The organism is Pelagibius sp. CAU 1746 (genome assembly GCF_039839785.1).
GTDB lineage: Bacteria > Pseudomonadota > Alphaproteobacteria > Kiloniellales > Kiloniellaceae > Pelagibius.
In genome coordinates, this window is sequence record NZ_JBDOQT010000001.1 from 2,412,531 (window position 1) to 2,426,642 (window position 14,112).

The 14,112-nt window shown below is 66.6% G+C and carries 11 protein-coding genes; 6 read left to right on the forward strand and 5 right to left on the reverse strand.

The window, feature by feature from the left end; all coding sequences use genetic code 11:
* Window positions 1-6 precede the first annotated feature (6 nt).
* The 3 genes from flhB to recA all read left to right on the forward strand — a co-directional run bounded on the left by flhB (window position 7) and on the right by recA (window position 4,952).
* Window positions 7-1,092 carry a flagellar biosynthesis protein FlhB gene (gene flhB, locus AAFN88_RS11450; RefSeq protein ID WP_347520440.1) on the forward strand — a complete coding sequence of 362 codons (1,086 nt, stop codon included), beginning with the start codon at window positions 7-9 and terminating at the stop codon, window positions 1,090-1,092.
* A gap of 209 nt (window positions 1,093-1,301) precedes the next feature.
* Window positions 1,302-3,656, forward strand: coding sequence for an ATP-binding protein (locus AAFN88_RS11455; RefSeq protein WP_347520441.1), 2,355 nt, complete (start codon window positions 1,302-1,304; stop codon window positions 3,654-3,656).
* Window positions 3,657-3,857: 201 nt separating this feature from the next.
* Window positions 3,858-4,952: a recombinase RecA gene (recA, locus tag AAFN88_RS11460; RefSeq protein WP_347520442.1), complete on the forward strand. Its 1,095-nt coding sequence runs from the start codon at window positions 3,858-3,860 to the stop codon at window positions 4,950-4,952.
* 120 nt (window positions 4,953-5,072) lie between these two features.
* Here recA and AAFN88_RS11465 read toward each other — a convergent pair whose 3' ends face one another.
* The gene (locus AAFN88_RS11465) at window positions 5,073-5,690 is read right to left on the reverse strand and encodes an invasion associated locus B family protein (RefSeq protein WP_347520443.1); all 618 of its coding nucleotides are present in this window, start codon (window positions 5,688-5,690) and stop codon (window positions 5,073-5,075) included.
* 390 nt (window positions 5,691-6,080) lie between these two features.
* Here AAFN88_RS11465 and alaS point away from each other — a divergent pair, with 390 nt between their 5' ends.
* Window positions 6,081-8,741 (forward strand): alanine--tRNA ligase, encoded by a 2,661-nt coding sequence (alaS, locus tag AAFN88_RS11470; RefSeq protein WP_347520444.1) that lies wholly within the window; start codon window positions 6,081-6,083, stop codon window positions 8,739-8,741.
* A gap of 4 nt (window positions 8,742-8,745) precedes the next feature.
* Here alaS and AAFN88_RS11475 read toward each other — a convergent pair whose 3' ends face one another.
* The 4 genes from AAFN88_RS11475 to AAFN88_RS11490 all read right to left on the reverse strand — a co-directional run bounded on the left by AAFN88_RS11475 (window position 8,746) and on the right by AAFN88_RS11490 (window position 12,202).
* Window positions 8,746-9,588 carry a mechanosensitive ion channel domain-containing protein gene (locus AAFN88_RS11475; RefSeq protein ID WP_347520445.1) on the reverse strand — a complete coding sequence of 281 codons (843 nt, stop codon included), beginning with the start codon at window positions 9,586-9,588 and terminating at the stop codon, window positions 8,746-8,748.
* A 31-nt stretch (window positions 9,589-9,619) separates the two neighbouring features.
* Complete coding sequence (locus tag AAFN88_RS11480) at window positions 9,620-10,177, reverse strand: peptidylprolyl isomerase (protein WP_347520446.1); 558 nt, start codon at window positions 10,175-10,177, stop codon at window positions 9,620-9,622.
* Between the two features lie 22 nt (window positions 10,178-10,199).
* A complete protein-coding gene (locus tag AAFN88_RS11485; protein WP_347520447.1) occupies window positions 10,200-11,414 on the reverse strand; it encodes an NADP-dependent isocitrate dehydrogenase in 1,215 nt (404 codons plus the stop codon).
* Window positions 11,415-11,620: 206 nt separating this feature from the next.
* Window positions 11,621-12,202, reverse strand: coding sequence for a TIGR00730 family Rossman fold protein (locus tag AAFN88_RS11490; RefSeq protein ID WP_347520448.1), 582 nt, complete (start codon window positions 12,200-12,202; stop codon window positions 11,621-11,623).
* 250 nt (window positions 12,203-12,452) lie between these two features.
* On the opposite strand from AAFN88_RS11490, the gene AAFN88_RS11495 reads away from it, so the two are divergent.
* Both AAFN88_RS11495 and AAFN88_RS11500 read left to right on the forward strand, forming a co-directional pair.
* Window positions 12,453-12,977 carry a cytochrome c gene (locus tag AAFN88_RS11495; protein ID WP_347520449.1) on the forward strand — a complete coding sequence of 175 codons (525 nt, stop codon included), beginning with the start codon at window positions 12,453-12,455 and terminating at the stop codon, window positions 12,975-12,977.
* Window positions 12,978-13,117: 140 nt separating this feature from the next.
* Entirely contained in the window at window positions 13,118-14,038 is a 921-nt protein-coding gene (locus AAFN88_RS11500) for a cytochrome c (RefSeq protein ID WP_347520450.1), read from the forward strand.
* Window positions 14,039-14,112 lie beyond the last annotated feature (74 nt).

Here is a 14,112-nt window from a genome sequence, read left to right on the forward strand (position 1 = left end):
GTCAGCATGGCCGGTGAAGACGACGATTCACAAAAAACAGAGGAACCGACAAGCAAACGCCTGTCCGATGCGCGCGAGAAGGGACAGGTCCCCCGTTCGCAGGAGGTCTCGCACTGGTTCATGATGCTGGCCCTGGCGCTGGTGGTCGGCATCTTCTCGCCGTTGCTGATGTCGGACATTGGGGCGCTGCTGCGGCCCTTCCTGGAACAGCCGCACATGATCGTGCTGGACAACGGCGGCATGCGCGACGTTCTGACGGACACGGCGCTGGGCATTCTCAAGGTTGCCGCCATCCCGCTGGCCATTATCCTGGTGGCGGGCCTGGCGGCCGGCACGATCCAGAACGGCATCATCGTCACCACCGAACAGATCCAGCCGAAGCTCTCCAACATCGGCTTCAAGCGCGGCTTCAAGAAGATGTTCTCCAGCCGCTCGCTGGCCGACTTCCTGAAGGGCATCCTGAAGCTTCTGATCGTGGGATCTGTGGTGTGGCTGATCGTCTGGCCGGACCGCAACGATGTGCTGGTCATCCCGACGATGGAAGTGCAGGACGTGCTGGAGCTGGTGCGCACCGAGGCGGCCAAGGTGATCGTCGGCGTTTTGGCGGTGATGACTGTCATCGCGCTGGCCGACGTGATCTATCAGCGCTTCATGCACCACAAAGAGCTGCGCATGACCAAGCAGCAGATCAAGGACGAGCACAAGCAGTCCGAGGGCGATCCGCTGATCAAGAGCCGGCTGCGCCAGATCCGCGTCGAGCGCGCGCGCAAGCGCATGATGGCGGCGGTGCCGGAAGCCGATGTGGTGATCACCAACCCGACCCACTACGCCGTGGCCCTGAAGTACGACCAGCGGACCATGGAGGCGCCCCGGGTGGTGGCCAAGGGCGTCGACAACGTCGCCTTGCGCATCCGCGCGGTGGCCGAGGAGAACGATGTGGCGGTGGTCGAGAACCCGCCGGTGGCCCGCGCGCTGCACGCCAGCGTCGAGATCGACCAGGAGATTCCGCCCGAGCACTACAAGGCGGTGGCCGAGATCATCGGCTATGTCATGCGCCTGAAGAAGGGCCTGCCCGGCCGCGCTCCGCGGTAAAGCATGCGCCTGCCCCACGCCGAGGCGGGAAGCGGTGCCGCCGCGCCGCGCGGCGGTTCTCCGAATTCCGTGGAACCTGGGCGTTCAATCCGCAGCCTTGCTATTCGTCTTGCCCGCGACTCGGTGCCTATGGTTAATCTTCATTAACCAATAGCGGATATTTTTCCGAAGCTTATACAAGGAACTTGAGGACGGGAGGGGGCCTGTAGGTGCTGAGCCTCGTGGAAATCATCATCGGCGGCCTCTTGGGTCTGGCGGGAGGGGCGGCCGGCATGTGGTACTGGCAGCGCCGCCGCGGCCTCTGCGCTTCCGTCTTCGCCGCCGTGCCGAAGCCGTGGCAGGTGGTCTCGCCCGCCGGGCGCACGATTCTCGCCAACGCCGCGCTCGACACCTTCTTCGGCGGCGACGAGCGGCCGATCCCCGAGATGCTGCTGGAGCAGGTCGCCGACGAACCGGAAGCGCGCCGTCAGATCGAAACGATCGCCGAACAGGCCAAGCGCGGCCTGCTGGGGCAGGCCGAAGTGCGCGTGCCCGCCGCCAACGGCCATGGCAACGGCGGCTATGACTGGCGTTTCGTTGCCGCCTATCCGCTGCCGGACCATCCGGGCTACGTCTACTGGGTGGTGGACGACATCACGCCGCGCCGCCAGATGGAGCAGATCATGCGCGAGGAGCAGGAGCGCTTCGTCGATCTGCTGGAGAACGCGCCGGTCGGCTTCTACTCGGCCGATGCCGAGGGGCGCTTCCTCTTCGCCAACCATACGCTGTGCGAGTGGCTGGGCGTGGCCCACAACGACCTCGAACTGGGCCGCGTGCGTTTGCACGACGTTGTCGAGGGGCTGCCCGCGGGCGCGCGGCCCTATGACCCCTTCGGAGTACCGGGGGCCTCCCAGGGCGAGGTGTTGTTGAAGGATGCCAAGGGCGAGACGTTCCGCGCGTCGATCCGCCAGGATCTGGTGACCGACGAGAACGGTGAGGTCCATCGCACCCGCTCGGTGGTGCGGGATCTCTCGCGTGAGATGGCCATGGCCGCGGCGCTGGAGGAATCGGAGTACCGCTTCGAGCAGCTCTTCGCCCGGGCGCCGGCGGGCATCGCCCTGATCGGCCCCGACGGCACGATCCAGGAGTGCAACGATGCCCTCAGCCGCCTGGTCGGCCGTGAGCCCCAGGCGCTGCGCTCGGTCTCGCTCTTCGACCTGGTGGCCAAGGGCGATGTCGAGGCGCTGAAGACCGCGCTGGCACCGGAAGCACCGCAGCCGGCGCGGCGCCAGGTGCCGCCGCTGGAGGTACACCTGGCCAGCGAGGAGGGGCCGGTCTGCACCCTCTTCGTCAATCGTACCGAGGGCGCCGACGGCAAGCTCGCGGGCTTCGTCGTGCACTTCATCGATTCCACCGAGCAGAAGAACCTGGAGCGCCAGTTCGCGCAGTCGCAGAAGATGCAGGCGGTCGGCCAGCTCGCAGGCGGTATCGCCCACGACTTCAACAACCTGCTGACGGCGATGATCGGCTTCTCCGACCTGCTGCTGCTGCGCCACCGCCCCGGCGACCAGTCCTTCGCCGACATCATGCAGATCAAGCAGAACGCCAACCGCGCCGCCAATCTGGTGCGCCAGCTTCTGGCCTTCTCGCGCCAGCAGACGCTTCAGCCGCGCCTCTTGAACCTGACCGACATCCTGGCCGAGCTGTCGCACCTGCTGCGCCGCCTGATCGGCGAGAACATCGAACTGAAGATGAGCCACGGCCGCGACCTGGGCATGATCAAGGCCGACCAGGGGCAGCTCGAGCAGGTCATCATCAACCTGGCGGTCAACGCCCGCGACGCCATGCCCGAAGGCGGCGTGCTGACCATCCGCACCGGCAACGAGAAGGTCGAGAAGCGGCGCAAGTCCAAGGACGAGTCCATGCCGCCGGGCAACTACACGGTCATCGAGGTGGTCGACAGCGGCATCGGCATTCCGCCGGAGAACCTGGACCGCATCTTCGATCCCTTCTTCTCGACCAAGGAGGTCGGCGCCGGCACCGGTCTCGGCCTTTCCACGGTCTATGGCATCGTCAAGCAGACCGGTGGCTACGTCTTCGTCGACAGCGTGGTGGGCGGCGGCACCACCTTCGCCATCTTCCTGCCGCAGGTGGCCGAGCAGGTGGTCGCCGCCACGCTGCAGGACGCCGAGGCGCAGGAGCGCCGCGACCTGACCGGGGCCGGCACCCTGCTGCTGGTCGAGGACGAGGACGCGGTGCGCGCCTTCTCCGCCCGCGCCCTGCGCAACAAGGGCTACAACGTGCTGGAGGCCAACTCCGGCGAGACGGCGCTGAAGATCCTGGAAGGCGAGGGCGACCCCATCGACCTGCTGGTCACCGACGTGGTCATGCCGCGCCTGGACGGGCCGAGCCTGGTCAAGGAGGTGCGCCAGACGCGCCCCGACCTGAAGGTCATCTTCATCTCCGGCTACGCCGAGGACAGCTTCAGGAAGCGCCTGGACGAGGAGACCGGCATCCACTTCCTGCCCAAGCCCTTCAGCCTCAAGCAGCTCGCCGGCAAGGTGAAGGAAGTGCTGGGCGAGTAGTTCCCGATTCCGTCTGGAAGAAGCCTCCACGGATCCCGCAGCGCAACAGGCCGCCGGTCTGAAAATTAGGGTAATTTGTCTCCAATTCTATCGAATGTTCTCATTTTGATCCGCTTTTCTCTTGCATCCATGAGAACAAACTTGGTACAAACTCACTTCATTGCAGACCTTCGACCCCTATGACATAAGGGAGTTTGGCCCATGGCTCAGAGCGCTTTGCGGTTGGTGGAGAAAGATACGGTGGACAAGAAAAAGGCGTTGGACGCGGCCCTGGGGCAGATCGAGCGGGCTTTCGGCAAGGGCTCGATCATGAAGCTCGGCGCCGACCAGGTGGTCGAGGCCGAAGTGATCTCGACCGGCTCTCTCGGCCTCGATATCGGCCTGGGCATCGGCGGTCTGCCGCGCGGGCGCGTCGTGGAGATCTACGGCCCGGAAAGCTCCGGCAAGACCACCCTGGCGCTTCACGTGGTGGCCGAGGCCCAGAAGGGCGGCGGCACCTGCGCCTTCGTCGATGCCGAGCACGCCCTCGACCCGATCTACGCCAACAAGCTGGGCGTCAATGTCGAGGAGCTGCTGATTTCCCAGCCCGATGCCGGAGAGCAGGCGCTGGAGATCGCCGACACCCTGGTGCGTTCCGGCGCCATCGACGTACTGGTGATCGACTCGGTCGCCGCTCTGGTGCCGCGCGCCGAGCTGGAAGGCGAGATGGGCGACTCCCTCCCGGGCCTTCATGCGCGCCTCATGAGCCAGGCGCTGCGCAAGCTGACCTCGTCGATTTCCAAGTCGCACACCCTGGTGATCTTCATCAACCAGATCCGCATGAAGATCGGCGTGATGTTCGGCAACCCGGAGACCACGACCGGCGGCAACGCGCTGAAGTTCTATTCCTCGGTGCGCCTCGACATCCGCCGCATCGGCGCCATCAAGGACCGCGACACGGTGGTCGGCAACCAGACCCGCGTGAAGGTGGTGAAGAACAAGATGGCGCCGCCCTTCCGGGTGGTGGAGTTCGACATCACCTACGGCGAGGGCATCTCCAAGACCGGCGAACTGCTGGACCTCGGTGTGCAGGCGAACATCGTCGACAAGGCCGGCGCCTGGTTCTCCTACGAGGGCCAGCGCATCGGCCAGGGCCGCGAGAACGCCAAGACCTTTCTCAAGGAAAACCCGGAGATCGCTCAGCAGATCGAGCAAAAAGTCCGGGCGAATGCCGGGCTGGTCTCGGCGGCGATGCTGGAGGGTCCGGAAGAGGAAGCCGAAGGCGCCGCCGGCGATGAGGCTGCCGAGGCCTCCTGAAGATCCGGCCCGGTCCCGCTCGGGGCGCGGCCGGTCCCGGCTGAGTGAGAAACGAAACGGGCCCCTGAAAAGGGGCCCGTTTTTCTATGCGCCGGGAGTTTTGCGGCGTCGGAAGCGGAGTTATTCCAGACTGCCGAAGCCTGCGGTGAAGCCCTTCAGAGAGATCGGCAGGTTGACCGGCTCTCCTCCGCTGGAACGCATCTGAACGGCGCCGCTGTTCCCCGCCTTGAAGGCGCTCACGATTTCCGCGGAGAGCGGCAGGAAGGCCCGGCAGCCCTGCTGGTGACAGAACTCGAAGGGCGTGCCGCCGACTTCCTTGCCATCGACGCCGACACGGATGCCATGGGCCAGCGGCACCCGCAGTTGGGTGTCGATGATGGCCAGGGATTGGTGCTCCGGCCCGAAGAAGCCGATAGTGATGGACAAGACCGGCTTCTGCGCATTCTGGACCACGACCTGCTGTACCAGGAAACAGACCTCCTGCTTGCCGGCCGGCGGCGGCGAGGCTTCCGGCGGCGGATCCGCCGTGCAGCGGCGCACCCAGTCGCCGAAGCGCTGTGGCTGCGAGGCCGCGCTGGGGACCGCCGGGCCGCTGCCGGCGGGGGCCTGGAGGGCCGGAGCCTGACCCTGGGGCGCTTGCCCCTGAGGTGCTTGACCCTGAGGCGCTTGACCTTGGGGCGCCGGCTGGTCGGGGATCTGAAGCTGCACCTGGGCGGCGGCCGGGCCCGCCAAGCCCATGCTCAGCGCCGCCGCCGCGGCAAGGCCTGCGGCGCGGCGATGGATTGGACGAGCCGGCAGGGCTGCCCGGATCGGGCGAATAAAAGCAGAGAGTAAAGGCATGAAGTGAAACTAACTCCTGAGGACGGGGCTTGGCCAGAGCATTGCTGTGTCCCTTGGTCTCGCGCCCCTGAAATAAGGGCCGGGGCCGGCGATTGCCAGGATAATCCTTGGGGCGGCGGGGCGGGCGCCGCGTGCGCCGGGGGGCCGCCGGCAGGCTGGCCTTTCGGTGGACAGCCCTCCTGGGGCGCGCTACAACGCTGCGCTTTCGCGCGCTTTGCCCGTCCGCTGCGATGAAAACTAGAAGGGTTCCAGCTTGCGATGCAAGCGCAGGGATAATATCTATTTGCTATGACGACCGGTAACGAAATCCGCTCCGCCTTTCTGGACTACTTCGCGCGCAACGGGCACGAGATCGTGGCGTCTTCGCCGCTGGTCCCGCGCAACGATCCGACTTTGCTGTTCACCAACGCCGGCATGGTCCAGTTCAAGAATGTTTTCACCGGCAACGAGACGCGTCCCTACGACCGCGCCACCACCTCGCAGAAGTGCGTGCGCGCCGGGGGTAAGCACAACGACCTGGAAAACGTCGGCTACACCGCGCGCCATCACACCTTCTTCGAGATGCTGGGGAACTTCTCCTTCGGCGACTACTTCAAGGACCTGGCCATCGAGTTGGCCTGGAACCTGGTCACCAAGGAGTACGGCCTGCCCAAGGACAAGCTGCTGGTCACGGTCTATTCCGAGGACGAGCAGGCAGCCAAGCTGTGGAAGCAGATCGCCGGCCTGCCTGACGACCGCATCATTCCCATTCCCACCTCCGACAACTTCTGGGCCATGGGGGACACCGGGCCCTGCGGACCCTGCTCGGAGATCTTCTTCGATCACGGCGAGCACATCCCCGGCGGGCCGCCGGGCAGTCCCGACGAGGACGGCGACCGCTTTATCGAGATCTGGAACCTGGTCTTCATGCAGTTCGAGCAGCAGGACAAGGACACCCGGGTCGAACTGCCGCGCCCCTCGATCGACACGGGCATGGGCCTGGAGCGTATCGCCGCGGTGCTGCAGGGCAAGCACGACAACTACGACACCGACCTGCTGCGCGCGATCATCGAGGCTTCCGCCGAGGCCGCCGGCCAGGCCGCCGACGGCGAGCACGCGGTCTCCCACCGGGTGATCGCCGACCATCTGCGCGCCAGCTCCTTCCTCATCGCCGACGGGGTGCTGCCCTCCAACGAAGGGCGCGGCTACGTGCTGCGCCGGATCATGCGCCGCGGCATGCGGCATGCCCACAAGCTGGGCTGCAAGGACCCGCTGCTGTGGCGTCTGGTGCCGACCCTGGTGGGCATGATGGGCTCTCACTTTCCGGAGCTGAACCGCGCCTCTGCCCTCATCACCGAGACCCTGAAGCTGGAGGAGAGCCGCTTCAAGGACACCCTCGACCGCGGTCTGAAGCTGTTGGAGGAGGAGACCGGCAAGCTGGGCGGCGGCCAGGCGCTCAACGGCGAGGTCGCCTTCAAGCTCTACGACACCTACGGCTTCCCCCTGGACCTCACCCAGGACATCCTGCGCGGCCAGGGCCGCAGCGTCGATACCGACGGCTTCGACGCGGCCATGGAGCGCCAGCGCGCGGCGGCGCGCAAGGCCTGGTCCGGTTCCGGCGAGGCGGCCACCGAGTCCCTCTGGTTCGAGTTGCGCGAGCGCCTGGGCGCCTCCGAGTTCCTGGGCTACGACGCCGAGGAGGCGGAGGGACAGATCGTCGCCCTCGTGGCCGATGGAAAAGAAGTCGAGACGGCCGAGGCCGGCCAGGAGGTCATGCTGGTCGCCAACCAGACGCCCTTCTACGGCGAGTCCGGCGGCCAGCAGGGCGACCACGGCGCGGTGTTCAGCGCCGAGGGCGGCGAGATGGAGGTGCACGATACCCAGAAGAAGCTGGGCGACCTGCACGTTCACATCGGCAAGATGACCCACGGCAGGCTGAAGGTCGGCGAGGCGGTGGAACTGCGCGTCGACGGCCGGCGCCGCGCCGCGCTGCGCGCCCATCATTCGGCGACCCATCTGCTGCACGAGGCGCTGCGCCGCCGTTTGGGCGAGCACGTGACCCAGAAGGGCTCCCTGGTGGCTGAGGACCGGCTGCGTTTCGACATCAGTCATCCCAAGCCGCTGACCCCGGAAGACATCGAGGCCGTCGAGGCCGAGGTCAACGCGCGCATCCGCAAGAACGCCGCGGTGGAGACCCGCTTCATGACGCCGGACGAAGCCATCGAGGCCGGCGCGCTGGCGCTGTTCGGCGAGAAGTACGGCGGCGAGGTGCGCGTGCTCTCCATGGGCGGCGCCGACCCGGCCAAGAACGGCAAGGCCTATTCGACCGAGCTGTGCGGCGGCACCCACGTGCGCCGCACCGGCGACATCGGCTTCTTCAAGCTCACCGGCGAGGCGGCCCTGGCCGCCGGCGTGCGCCGTATCGAGGCGGTGGTGGGCGACGCCGCGCGCCGCTACGTCGAGCGTCAGGAGCAATTGCTGAAGGATGCCGCGACGGCGCTGAAAGTGGCGCCGGAGGAACTGCCGGCCCGGCTCTCGGCGCTGCTCGAAGAGCGCAAGCGCCTGGAGCGTGAAACCGGCGAGCTGCGCCGCAAGCTGGCCACCGGCGGTGGAGGCGGCGGCAACGGCGAGGACGTCCGCGAGGTGGCCGGGCTGAAGTTCGCCGCCAAGGTGCTGGAAGGCATCCCGGCCAAGGACTTGAAGCCCCTGGCCGACGACCTGAAGAAGCAGATCGGCAGCGGCGTGGTGGTGCTGGTCGCGGTCAACGACGGCAAAGCTTCGCTGGTGGTCGGCGTCACCGAGGACGCCACCGGCAAGGCCAGCGCCGTCGACCTGGTGAAGGTCGGCTCTGCGGCGCTGGGCGGCAAGGGCGGCGGCGGCCGCCCGGACATGGCCCAGGCCGGCGGCCCCGACGGCGCGGCGGCCCCCAAGGCCATCGAGGCCATTGAAGCGGCCCTGGCCGCTTCCTAAGGCATCAGTCCGAGAGCTTGCCTTCTTCGACCACCCGCACCTCGCGCTGCGGGAAGGGGATGGTGAGGCCCTCGGCTTCCAGGCGCTCCTTGGCGGCCTGGCGCAGATCGAAGGCGAGCGGCCAGTAGTCGCCCTTGGCGCACCAGCAGCGCAGGATCAGGTCCACCGAAGAGTCCGACAGTGCGCCGACCAGCACCTGCGGGCCCGGCTCATCCATCACCCGGCGGTCGTCTTCCAGCAACGCCGTGAGCACGCGCCGGGCGGCCTCTATGCTGTCGTCGTAGCTGACGCCGATGGTGATATCCAGGCGCCGCGTGGGGAGCCGGTCGTAGTTGGTGATGGTGGCGTTCCACAGCTTGGCGTTGGGGACCGAGCGGTAGAGACCGTCGAAGGTGGTCATGGTGGTGACGAAGAGGCCGACCTCCTCCACCGTGCCGTCGACGCCGTCGGCGGAGACGTACTCGCCCACCTGGAAGGGCCGCAGGAACAGCAGCATCATGCCGGCGGCGATGTTCTGGAGGGTGCCCTGGAGGGCGAGGCCCACGGCGATGCCGGCGGCGCCCAGCAGGGCGATGATACTGGCCGTTTGCACGCCGAATTGGGCAAGGACCGCCACCAGGACGAAAACCAGCACCGTGTAGCGGGCGATGCTGGCCAGGACCGGCTTCAGGGTGCGGTCCATGTGCGGCGTGCGGTCGAGCAGGCGCAGCACCAGGCGGCGGGCCCAGCCGGCCAGGAGCCAGCCGAGCAGCAGGATGACGACGCCGGCGGCCAGGTCCAGCGCGTAGCCGAGCAGCAACTCAGCGAGGCTGCCCAGCCCGTTCATCTCCGCCGCATCGAGCTGCATGGCCGTTACCGCGAGGACAGGGACAGCGCGCTTACTGGGTGTCGGCCTCGACCTTCAGGGAGATGATCTTGTCCGGGTCGCGCACCGTGCCGCTCTGGTCGCCGCGCGGCGCCTTCTTGATCATGTCCACGTACTCCATCCCTTCGATGACGCGGCCCCAGACTGTGTACTGGCGATCCAGGAAGCGCGCCGGGGCGAAGGTGATGAAGAACTGGCTGTTGGCGCTGTCCGGGTGCTGGCTGCGGGCCATGCCGGCCACGCCGCGCTCGAAGGGCTCGGCGGAGAACTCGGCCGGAATGTCCGGCAGGTCCGAACCGCCGCGCCCGGTGCCCGTCGGATCGCCGGTCTGCGCCATGAAGCCGTCGATGACACGGTGGAACACGATGCCGTCGTAGAAGCCCTGGCGGGTCAGCGTCTTGATCTGTTCGACGTGCTTGGGGGCCAGGTCCGGCAGCATCTCGATCTTCACGATGCCGTCCTTCAGCTCCATGACCAGCACGTTCTCGGGGTCCGGCGCGGCGCTGGCGTCGCTGGCTTCGATGGTCATGGCAAGTAGTCCGATAGCAATGAGAGACAAAAGGGATTTCATGCGGGGAACTCCCTAACTGGGTTTAGCCCATGGCCTTCTGGAGGTTTTCGTCCAGCTTGTCCATGAATTCGTCGGTGGTCAGCCACTTCTGCTCCGGGCTGATGAGCAGCGCCAGATCCTTGGTCATGGAGCCGGACTCGACGGTGTCGATGCAGACCTTTTCCAGGTCGCCGGCAAACTTCACCACCTCCGGCGTGCCGTCGAACTCGCCGCGGAAGTGCAGGCCGCGGGTCCAGGCGAAGATCGACGCGATGGGGTTGGTCGAGGTCTGCTTGCCCTGCTGGTGCAGGCGGTAGTGGCGGGTCACCGTGCCGTGCGCGGCCTCGGCCTCGACGGTCTTGCCGTCCGGGGTCATCAGCACCGAGGTCATGAGGCCCAGCGAACCGAAGCCCTGGGCCACGGTGTCCGACTGTACGTCGCCGTCGTAGTTCTTGCAGGCCCAGACATAGCCGCCGGACCACTTCATTGCCGCGGCGACCATGTCGTCGATCAGGCGGTGCTCGTAGTGGATGCCCTTGGCCTCGAAGGCGCTCTTGAACTCCTGGTCGTAGGTCTCCTGGAAGATGTCCTTGAAGCGGCCGTCGTAGACTTTGAGGATGGTGTTCTTGGTCGAGAGATAGACCGGCCAGCCGAGATTGAGGCCGTAGTTCAGGCAGGCCCGGGCGAAGCCGCGGATCGACTCGTCCAGATTGTACATGCCCATGGCGACGCCGGCTTCGGGGAAGTCGAAGATGTCGTAGGTGGTGGCCTCGCCGCCATCGGCCGGCTGGAAGGTCATGGTCAGCTTGCCGGGGCCCGGCACCTTGAAGTCGGTGGCGCGGTACTGGTCGCCGAAGGCGTGGCGGCCGATGACGATGGGCTGGGTCCAGCCCGGCACCAGGCGCGGCACGTTCTGCATGATGATCGGCTGGCGGAAAATGGTGCCGCCGATGATGTTGCGCAGGGTGCCGTTGGGCGAGCGCCACATCTTCTTGAGGCCGAACTCCTCGACCCGGGCCTCGTCCGGCGTGATGGTCGCGCACTTCACTCCGACCCGGTGTTCCTTGATCGCCTCGGCGGCGTCGATGGTGATCTGGTCGTCCGTCTCGTCGCGCTTTTCGACCGAGAGGTCATAGTACTTCAGGTCGACGTCCAGGTAGGGGAGGATCAGCTTCTCTTTGATCTTCGCCCAGATGATCCGCGTCATCTCGTCGCCGTCGAGCTCGACAATCGGGTTTTTGACCTTGATTTTCCCCATCTTTTTCCTCCGGGAGTGCTGACCAGACCGGCCCGGGCGTGCTGCCCTGGGCGGATTTTTGCGGCGCAAGATAGCAGGCTCCGGCGACCTTGCAAGATAGGGGGCGGGGCAGGGCCGAAAATCGGCGCTGCGAGCGGCGCCCCAAGGGGTTTTCTGGGGGCGGGACCTGGCCCGGGACGGGCGCCGCTGGGCCGTGCCGCGGGCGGCTACATGCGCTCGATCTTGTCGGGCAGGGCGGGACGGGGGGCCTTGGCGGCGGTCTCCAGAACCTGATCGATCCGGTCGACGACGAGGAAGAGGTCGGCCGGGTCGCCGCGCAGGTAACCCTCGGCGACCTGATGATCGACGAGGCGCAGCAAGGGATCCCAGTAGCCGTCCAGATTGACCAGGATGACCGGCTTGTCGTGCAGCTTGAGCTGGCGCCAGGTGATGATTTCGAAGGTCTCGTCCAGCGTGCCGAAGCCGCCGGGCAGGGCGCAGAATGCGTCGGAGCGCTCGGCCATCAACTGTTTGCGCGCATGCATCGAGTCGACCACATGGTATTCCGCCGTGTCGCGGTTGCCGGCTTCCAGGGCCTCCAGGTGCTCCGGGATGATGCCGACGACATGGCCGCCGCCCTCCATCGCGCCCGCGGCGACGGCGCCCATCATGCCGACCCTGCCGCCGCCGTAAACGATGGCTACTCCGGCTTGCGCGGCCAGGCCGCCCAGTTCCCGCGCCGCCTGCAGGTGGCTTTCGCGGACCTTGCTGGCGGAGCCGCAATAGACGCAAAGCGCTTGAATATCCATGATCACAAACTCGTTATCGGCCGGCCCCCCGGAAGGGCGGCGTTGAAATTGTGCGCTGTTTCAGTAGTGTTCTAGGCGCGTCACTTCATCGTGTTCGCCTTGTAGCACAGGCCTGTCATTCCCATCCACATCAGGTCGTCTCGGGGCAGCGTCCGATTGCCGCTCGGATTGGCGCGCTGAGAAGCCTTAGACAACAGATATGCCCCGGTGCAGACCGCACGGAGGCGTAAACAAGGAAGGAGCGGGTCAAATGAAACGAAGCACTCTCTTCGCGGCTGCCGGGTCAGTCGCCCTCGCCGCCGGGGTTATTCTGGGCGCTGGTTCGATGACGCAGGCGTCCGCGGACGTCGGTGCGCAGCTGGCCAGCGCAGACCGGACGGCGGTGGTGAAGGAGCGCCAGGAACTCATGAAATCCATCGGCGGCAACATGAAGACCATCGCGGACTTCCTCAAGGAATCCAAGGGCACGGCGACCGAAGCCCAGGCGGCGGCGGCCAAGATTGGCGAACTGGCGCAAGAAATCCCGGCTGCCTTCGAGACCGAGGCGTCCCTGGCTGAAATGGACGCCGTCGGCAAGAACCGCAGCAAGCCGGAGATCTGGCTGAACTGGGACGGCTTCGTGGAAGATGCCGAAACCCTCAAGGCGAAGAGCGCGATGCTGGTGACGGCCTTTGCCGGCGGTGAGTCCGGTGCCATCCAGACCGCCTTCGGCGACATGGGCAAGAACGGCTGCGGCGGCTGCCACCAGGACTTCCGCGGCCCGAAAGTGGAATAGCCGGGCCTCACCGCAGCTCTATCGGCTCCAGGAGCCTTATTCGGTCCGCGGCCCGTGGGTTCGCCCCCGGGCCGCGCGTCCGTGATTGTCCTCACGGTACCGGTCCAGCGTGAAAGCTCGTCCCGCACCCGGGAGCACCGATGTCGAAGTTCAGTGTGATAGCAGCGACTTTGCGGGCCGGGGGCGTCGCCCTGGCGGCGCTGCTGACGGCCCCGGCGGCGGCGCAGGCGCAGGGCGGCGAGGCGACGACCGCGGAGGAATTGGCCGATCCCGCCGTCGCGCGCGGCGCCTATGTCTTCAAGGCTGCCGGTTGCCTGGCCTGCCACACCGACAGCAAGGGCGGTGGCGCGCCGCTTGCCGGCGGACTGGCTCTCAAGACGCCCTTCGGCACGTTCTACAGCCCCAACATCACGCCGGATCCGGCGACCGGCATCGGTGCCTGGAGCGAGGCGGATTTCGTCAACGCTTTGCGTCACGGGGTTTCGCCGCAGGGCGATCCCTACTATCCGTCCTTTCCCTATACGTCGTACAGCGGCATGACCGACCAGGACATGCGCGACCTCTTCGCCTATCTGCTGACCCAGCCGCCGGTGGCGCGGGCGAACCGCGCGCACGAGCTGGACTTCCCCTACAACATGCGCTTCACGCTGGGCATCTGGAAGGCGATGTTCTTCCAGGCGGGCAGCTTCCAGCCGGTGGCTGGGAAGGACGCGCAGTGGAACCGCGGCGCCTACTTGGTGCGCAATCTCGGTCATTGCGGCGAATGCCACAGCCCGCGCGGCTTCCTGGGCGCGGTGGATGCCACGCAGGAACTGGCCGGCAATCCCCAGGGGCCCGAGGGCGGCAAGGTGCCGAACCTGACACCGGGGCCGGGCGGTCTGGGGGATTGGAGCGAATCGGACATCGCCTATGCTCTGAAAAGCGGGATCACGCCGGACGGTGACTTCCTCGGCGACTCCATGGGGGAGGTGATCGACAACGCGACGAGCCAGCTTACGGACGAAGACCTCGCTGCAATATCGCGATATCTCAAAGACTTAAAGCCTCTTCCTACACCCTGAAGCAACCTCTGACGGCATTGCGCCGGACCGGCCCGCGTACTAGGCTGTTTTGCGGGGGTGTGGAGGCTAGGCGT